Annotated in this window: 1 pseudogene; it reads right to left on the bottom strand. The window is 36.5% G+C overall.

The annotated features are described in order from the left end of the window. Nucleotides 1-336: 336 nt before the first annotated feature. Nucleotides 337-756, bottom strand: a pseudogene (locus tag D8863_RS11165) (alpha/beta hydrolase family protein); the annotation flags it as partial. Nucleotide 757 lies beyond the last annotated feature (1 nt).

The following is a 757-nucleotide window of genomic DNA, read 5'->3' as shown; positions in this document are numbered from 1 at the left end:
ATCTAACATAGTACTTATCATTAACAAGCGCATCACCACTCCATGTTCCTGTTATATTATCTTTAGAGAAAGATTCGAATTCTACCATGCGAACTCCTTCGTAATGATTGACTAAGTATAACGCCATCCTATCCTGTTCAATTCTCATTTTCTCTTCCAACGTTTTTTCTTTTTGGTGATTNAAACTAAACATTACAATCCCTCCTATAATACAGATTACTAAAGCAATAATACCCCATTTTTTACGCTTATTCATTAACATGCCTCCTTATATTATNCTNTAAAGNAACTTGGTCTCAATTACCTTATAGTATAANATAAANAGCTNTTTTANNNAACATTCGCATAACCTCGCTTTAAAGCAACATACATAGCCAGAGACTCTCCAAGTGAATGCCCCGCAGTNGTAATTTTAGCAGAGGGATAAGTTTTTTCGATTTCTTCNGCAAAACTCAGAGCCGTTTGAAATTGAGATTTTCTAAATGTCTTTGTTTNCGAATCNGACAACATCCGTCTATCACCNAATCCTATTGATTGGATATCTGTTTGGATGTCAAGTCGATCATCTTTATTCGTCCCGGCATAAGCAATCACTACATGGCTATCATCCACATTTCCATTTTTATCCACAGGAGCAACCGCCATCGCCTGCATACCGTTGGAGGTGTTATCTATAGGATTAGAGATTACTTTAAACCGATCGTTCCCAACTAAATCATCCTTACTATAAGGCCTATTCACCTTTAGAGCATCCACT

The sequence above is a fragment of the Streptococcus oralis genome (assembly GCF_003943825.1).
GTDB lineage: Bacteria > Bacillota > Bacilli > Lactobacillales > Streptococcaceae > Streptococcus > Streptococcus oralis_CD.
The sequence above is the reverse complement of the archived record's forward strand: the minus strand, read 5'-3'. Positions and strand labels throughout refer to the sequence as shown.